The following is a 6980-nucleotide window of genomic DNA, read 5'->3' as shown; positions in this document are numbered from 1 at the left end:
ATGACGCGTTGTTGGGAGGGGCCGTTGGGGGCGGTGAGGCCGTTGGAGGCGCCGTCCTGGTTGACCGCGCTGCCGCGCACCACCGCGAGGATCTCGTGGCCGTTGCGGCGGGCGTCGGAGAGCCGCTCCAGGACCAGGACGCCTACGCCTTCGCCCCAGCCGGTGCCGTCTGCGCTGCCGGCGAAGGATTTGCAGCGTCCGTCGGAGGCCAGTCCGTCCTGGCGGTCGAATTCGGCGAACGCGGCGGGTGACACCATGACCGTCACGCCGCCGGCGAGCGCCATCTCGCACTCGCCGTTGCGCAGCGCCTGTGCCGCCCAGTGCAGGGCCACCAGGGACGAGGAGCATGCGGTGTCGACGGTGACCGCCGGTCCCTCCAGGCCGAAGGTGTAGGCCACGCGGCCGGAGATCACGCTGTTGGCGGTGCCGGCCAGGCGGTATCCGTCGGCGCCTTCGAGGTCGTCGCCCGGGCCTCCGTATCCGGAGGCGGAGGCGCCGGCGAAGACGCCGACGGGGCGGCCGCGCAGCGAGCGCGGGTTGAGTCCGGCGGATTCGAACGCTTCCCAGGCGGCTTCGAGGAGCAGCCGCTGCTGCGGGTCCATGGCGAGGGCTTCGCGTGGGCTGATTCCGAACAGTGCGGCGTCGAACTGTGTGGCGTCGTCGACGAATCCGCCGCGGGCGGCGGTGCCGGTCACGACGTCGCTGGGCCATTCGCGATCGGCCGGGAACTCGGCGATGCCGTCGATGCCGTGTGCGACGAGGTCCCAGAGTTGCTCGGCGTTGCGTACTCCGCCGGGGTAGCGGGCGCTCATGCCGACGATCGCGATGGCGTCGTCCACGGCGCCGGTGGTGGTGGGCTGAGTGGCCGGGCCGGTGTGTTCGAGGAGTTCGGCGGCCAGGTGTTCGGCCAGGGCGGTGGGGTTGGGGTGGTCGAAGACCAGGGTGGCCGGCAGGGCCAGTCCGGTGTCGGTGCCGAGAAGGTTGCGTAGTTCGACGGCGGTGAGCGAGTCGAAGCCGAGGTCGCGGAAGGAGCGTTCCGGTTCGATTGCTTCCGGGGAGGTGTGGCCGAGGGAGACGGCGGTGCGGGCCCGGATCAGGTCGAGCAGCATGCCGTGGCGGCGGCTCTCGGGTGCTGCGGTCAGTTCGTCGCGGAAGGTCGAGCTCCGGTCGGTGGGGGTGGTGGGGGTCGGGGCCAGGGCTGTGGTGGCTTCGGGCAGGTCGGTGAGCAGTGCGCTGTTGCGGCCGGAGGTGAAGGCGGGGGCGAAGCGCTGCCAGTCGACGTCGGCGACGGTGACACAGCTCTCGTCGAGTTCCACGGCGCGTTGGAGGGCGCGGATGGCGAGGTCCGGTGCCATGGCGTTGAGGCCGTGGCGGTGGAGGTATGCCTCGGCTCCGTCCTGTCCGGCCATGCCGTCGCCTTCCCACGGGCCCCAGGCCACGGAGGTGCCGCTGTGTCCGTGTGCGCGGCGCTGTTCGACGAGTGCGTCGAGGTGGGCGTTGGCGGCGGCGTAGACGCCTTGTCCGCCGCTGCCCCAGGTGGCGGCGATGGAGGAGAAGACGACGAACAGGTCCAGGTCGGTTGTGCGGGTCAGTTCGTCGAGGTGGGCGGCGGCGGTGGTCTTGACGTCCAGGACGCGGGTGATCTCGGCTTCGTCGGTGTCGGCGAGCGGTACGGCCTGTCCGGCGCCGGCCGCGTGCACGATGCCGGTCAGGGGGTGTTGTGCGGGGATGGTGTCCAGGACGGCTGCCAGTGCTGTGCGGTCGGTGACATCGCAGGCGGCGATGGTGACCTGGGTGCCGTGGGCGGCGAGTTCGTCGGTGAGGCCGGTGGCGTTGGGGGTGTCGGGGCCTCGGCGGCCCAGGAGCAGCAGGTGTGGTGCGCCTCGTTCGGCCAGCCAGCGGGCCACGTGGGTGCCGAGGGCTCCGGTGCCGCCGGTGATGACGATGGTTCCGGTGGGTGTGTAGGGGGTGGTGGTGGGTTCGTCGGCGGTGGCGCGGGCCAGGCGGCGGCCGTAGGCGCCGGAGGTGCGTACGGCGATCTGGTCCTCGTCGGTGTCGCCGGCCAGTACGGACAGCAGGATGCGGGTGGCGCGGTCGTCGAGTTCGGCCGGGAGGTCGATCAGGCCGCCCCAGCGGTGGGGTTGTTCGAGTGCGGCGACGCGGCCGAGTCCCCAGGCTTGTGCTTGGGTCACTTGGCGCAGTGGATCGGAGCGGCCGATCGACACTGCTCCGCTGGTGAGCATCCACAGGGGTGCGTCCAGGTGCGTGTCGTCGAGGCGTTTGAGCAGTGCGACCGATTCGGTGACCGTGTCGGTGGACGGGGCCAGGGCGATGACTCCGGTGATGTCGGCGAGGGCGCCTGGTTCCTGTCGGCCGGTTTCGCGGTCCAGCAGGGTGGCTTCGGCGCCGGCGGCGCGGAGTGCGTCGGCGAGGCGGGCGGCTTGTTCGGCGTCGGCCGGGGCGGCTGCGACGAGCCAGGTGCCGGAGAGTGTGGCGGTGGTGCTGGTGAGGTGGTTGAGCGGGGTCCAGGTGACGCGGTAGCGCCAGGATCCGATCACTGATTCCTGGTGGCGGGAGCGCCGCCACTGGGAGAGCGCGGGGATGACGGCGTTCAGGTGGGGGGATGCGTCGGGCAGGTTGATGGTGTCGGCGAGTTCGGTCAGGTCCGCGCGGTCGACGGCGGCCCAGAAGCGTGTTTCGTCGGCGTCGGCGGGTGTGGCCGGGTGGGTCGTGGTCTGTGGCTGTGGCTGTGGCCAGTAGCGTTCCCGCTGGAAGGCGTAGGTCGGCAGCGCGGTGGGGCGGCCGGTGGGGAGTACTGCCGGCCAGTCGATGTCGGAGCCGGTGGCCCAGAGGCGGCCGAGGGCGGTCAGGGCGGTTTCGTGTTCGTCCCGGTCGCGGCGGAGTACGGGGGCGAACACGGCGTCGGGGAGGCTTTGTTGTGCCAGGGCGCAGAGCACGCCGTCGGGGCCGACCTCGACGAAGCGGGTGACGCCGTGTTCGGTCGCTTCGTGGAGGCCGTCGGTGAATCGGACGGTTTCGCGTACCTGACGGATCCAGTAGTCGGGTGTGGTCGGGTCGGCGCCGGCCATGGCGGGGACGACGGGGATGCGGGGTTCGGCGAAGGTCATCGGCTCGACGGTCTTCGCGAATTCGGCGAGCATGGGTTCCATCAGGGCCGAGTGGAAGGCGTGGGACACGGTGAGCCGGCTGGTCCTGCGTCCCTGGGCCGACCAGGTCGCGGCGAACTCCTCGACGGTCTCGGTGTCGCCGGAGACCACCACCGAGGTCGGACCGTTCACCGCGGCGATGTCCAGGCGGCCTTGTATGTCGGCGGTCACCTCTTCCTCGGTCGCCCGCACGGCGAGCATGGCCCCGCCTGCGGGGAGGGCCTGCATCAGGCGGCCGCGGACTGCGACCAGCTCGCACGCGTCTGCCAGGGTCAGGATTCCCGCGCAGTGGGCGGCCGCGATCTCGCCCACCGAGTGCCCGAGCAGAACGTCCGGGACCACACCCCAGGACTCCAGCAGCCGGAACACCGCGACCTCGACGGCGAACAGCCCGGCCTGCGCCCACACGGTCTCATCGAGTCCGTCACCGCCGAAGACGACATCACGCACCGGGCGTTCCAGGTGCGGTTCCAGCTCCGCGCAGACCGCGTCGAAAGCATCGGCGTACACGGGGAACGTCTCGTACAGCCCCCGCCCCATACCGGCACGCTGTGCACCCTGCCCGGTGAAGAGGAACGCGGTGCGGCCTTCGCTGGTCGTCTCGGAGATCAGATCGATGGCTGGTTGGCCGGTGGCGAGTGCGGTGAGGCCGGTCAGGAGGTCGTCGTAACCGTCGCCCGTGACGACAGCGCGGTGCTGGAGGTCGGCGCGGGACAGCAGGGACCTGGCGATGTCCGTCGCCGGCTCCGGGTGTGTGGAGAGGGTGTCGTGCAGTCGCCCGGCTTGTGCGGCGAGTGCGGTGGCGGTGCGGCCGGATATCAGCCAGGGCGGTGTCGTTCCGTCGGCCGGGTGGCCGGTCGGGGGTTCTTGGTCCGCCGGGGCCGGTTCGGCTTCCAGGATGATGTGGGCGTTGGTGCCGCTGATACCGAAGGAGGAGACGCCTGCTCGGCGTGGGCGGCCCGTTTCGGGCCACGGTCGCGTCTGGGTGAGCAGTTCCACCGCGCCGGCCGACCAGTCGACCTGTGTGGTGGGCTCATCGGCGTGCAGTGTGGGCGGCAGTGTGCCGTGTCGTAGCGCCATCACCATCTTGATCACGCCTGCGACACCGGCGGCGGCCTGGGTGTGGCCGAGGTTCGATTTGATCGAGCCGAGCCAGAGCGGCCGGTCGGTGTCGCGGTCCTGGCCGTAGGTCGCGAGCAGGGCCTGGGCCTCGATGGGGTCGCCGAGTTTGGTGCCGGTTCCGTGTGCCTCGACCGCGTCGACTTCCGTCGGTGACAGTCGGGCGTCGGCGAGTGCCTGCCGGATGACGCGTTGCTGGGAGGGGCCGTTGGGTGCGGTGAGGCCGTTGGAGGCGCCGTCCTGGTTGACCGCGCTGCCGCGCACCACCGCGAGGATCTCGTGGCCGTTGCGGCGGGCGTCGGAGAGCCGCTCCACCAGGAGTACGCCGGCGCCCTCGCCCCAGCCCGTGCCGTCCGCGTCGGCGGAGAAGGCTTTGCAGCGGCCGTCGTTCGCGAGGCCGCCCTGCCGGGCGAACTCGGTGAACGCCGCTTCGGTGGACATGATGGACACGCCGCCGGCGAGTGCGAGATCGCATTCGCCGCGCCGTAGGGCCTGTGCGGCGAGGTGGAGTGCCACCAGGGATGACGAGCACGCCGTGTCGATGGTGAGTGCGGGTCCTTCCAGGCCGAAGGCGTAGGAGACCCTGCCGGACAGTACCGCGGCCGCGTTGCCGGTGGCGGTGTGGGCGTCGAGGCCTTGGTCGTCGGATCCGGCCAGCACTACGGGGTAGTCCTGTCCGTTGGTGCCGACGAACATTCCGATGGATCGGCCGCGTACCGCGTGCGGGTCGATTCCGGCGGATTCGAAGGTTTCCCACACGGTTTCGAGGAGCAGCCGTTGCTGGGGGTCCATGGCCATGGCTTCGCGCGGGCTGATTCCGAAGAGTCCGGCGTCGAATTCTGCGGCTCCGTCGACGAAACCGCCGCGCCGTGCGAGGGAGTTGGGCAGTGCGGTGAGGTCCCAGCCTCGGTCGGTGGGGAAGGTGGTCATGGCGTCCACCTTGCCGATGAGCAGGTCCCACAGTTCGTCGGGGTTGCCGACGCCGCCGGGCAGTCGGCACGCCATGCCGACGAGTGCCAGCGGCTCGTCCGGCTCGGTGGTGGTTCTCGTCGGGGGTTGGGCGGCCGGTGTCCGCGGTTGTTCGTTGCCGAGGAGTTCTTCGCCGAGGAACTGTGCCAGCTCTGTGGGGGTGGGGTGGTCGAAGACCAGGGAGGCGGGCAGTCGCAGTCCGGTGCTCGTGCCGGCGAGGTTGCGGAGCTCCACGGCTGCCAGTGAGTCGAAGCCGAGGTCCCGGAATGCCTGGCCGGCGCCGACCGCTTCCGCCGAGTCGTGTCCCAGTACGGTTGCCGCCCATGTGCGGACCGCTGCGAGCAGCAGTGCGTGGCGTCGGCCTGCGGGTGCTGCGGTGAGTTCCGCGCGGAACTGTGTGGCGGGTGTGGTGCTGGTGGCCGGGGTTCGGGCGGAGGCTGCTTCGGGCAGTTCGGTGAGCAGTGGGCTGGGGCGTGTGGCGGTCAGTCCGGCGGCGTAGCGTGGCCAGTCGATGTCGGCGATCATCGGGTCCTGGTCGCCGGTGGTGAGGGCTCCTGCCAGGGCGGTGAGGGCCAGTTCGGGGTCGAGTGGGGACAGGCCGCCGCGTCGTAGCCGGTCGGTGACCGTCCGGTCGCCGGCGGCCATGCCGTCCTGGGCCCAGGGCCCCCAGGCGATCGAGGTGCCGGGGAGTCCTCGGTGCCGGCGGCCGTGCATCCATGCGTCGACGAAGGCGTTGGCGGCGGCGTAGTTGCCCTGTCCGGCGCTGCCGAGTGTCGCGGCGAGCGAGGAGAAGGCCACGAAGAAGTCCAGTTGCGCTCCGTGGGTCGCTTCGTCCAGCGCGACGAGTCCGGAGGCCTTCGCGGCGAGGACGGTCTGGAAGCGTTCGGGGGTGAGTGTGTCGAGTGTGCCGTCGTCCAGTGTTCCGGCGGCGTGGACGACTCCGATCAGTGGGTGCTGGGCGGGGAGGCGCTCAAGTGCGCCGGTCAGTGTGGTGCGGTCGGTGATGTCGCCGGTCTCGACGGTGACCTGGGTGCCGCGGTCGGCGAGTTCGGCGACGAGTTCGGGTATGCCCGGTGCCCGGGTGCCGCGTCGGCCGATGAGGACGATGTGGGGTACGCCTCGGTCGGCGAGCCAGCGGGCGGTCATCGTGCCGAGTGCTCCGGTGCCTCCGGTCACCAGTACGGTGCCGGGCCGGGATGGTGACCATGGGGTGTTGTCGGTGGTTTCCGCGCGCACCAGGCGGCGGCCGTAGACGCCGGCTGCGCGTACCGCTGTCTGGTCCTCGCCGGTGTCTCCGCCGAGGACGGCGGTGAGGCGTGCTCCTGCTCGGGTGTCCAGTACGGCCGGGATGTCGAGGAGGCCGCCCCAGCGGTCGGGGTGTTCCCGTGCGGCGACGCGGCCGAGTCCCCAGATCTGTGCGGGTTGCGGGGCGGGGGCGGTGTCCGACGGTCCGACCGAGACGGCGCCGGTGGTGAGTGCCCAGAGAGGGGCGTCGATTTCGGCGTCGCCGAGGGCTTGGAGCAGGCGCAGGGTGAGGTCGAGGGCGGCGGGTGTTTCGGGGTGCGGGGTTGCGTCGTCCGCCCAGGCGGCGAGCGAGATCACTCCGCTGACCGGGCCGGCCTCGGCGAGTTGCGCGGCGAGGGCTGATCGGTCCGTGCTGGTGGGGGTGAGGTGGATGGTTTCGGCGCCCGCGTCGGTGAGTGCGCGGGACAGTTGGCGGGTGGG

At 71.4% G+C, this 6980-nt stretch carries 1 protein-coding gene; it reads right to left on the bottom strand.

The genetic code is table 11. The features are described 5' to 3' along the window. Positions 1-6980 (bottom strand): type I polyketide synthase (locus JS521_RS32100; RefSeq protein WP_275564240.1); only part of this gene is annotated, 6980 nt, incomplete at both ends.

It is taken from the genome of Streptomyces durocortorensis (assembly GCF_016901035.1).
In the GTDB taxonomy this organism is placed as follows: domain Bacteria; phylum Actinomycetota; class Actinomycetes; order Streptomycetales; family Streptomycetaceae; genus Streptomyces; species Streptomyces durocortorensis.
This window is presented reverse-complemented; position numbering and strand designations above follow the sequence as displayed.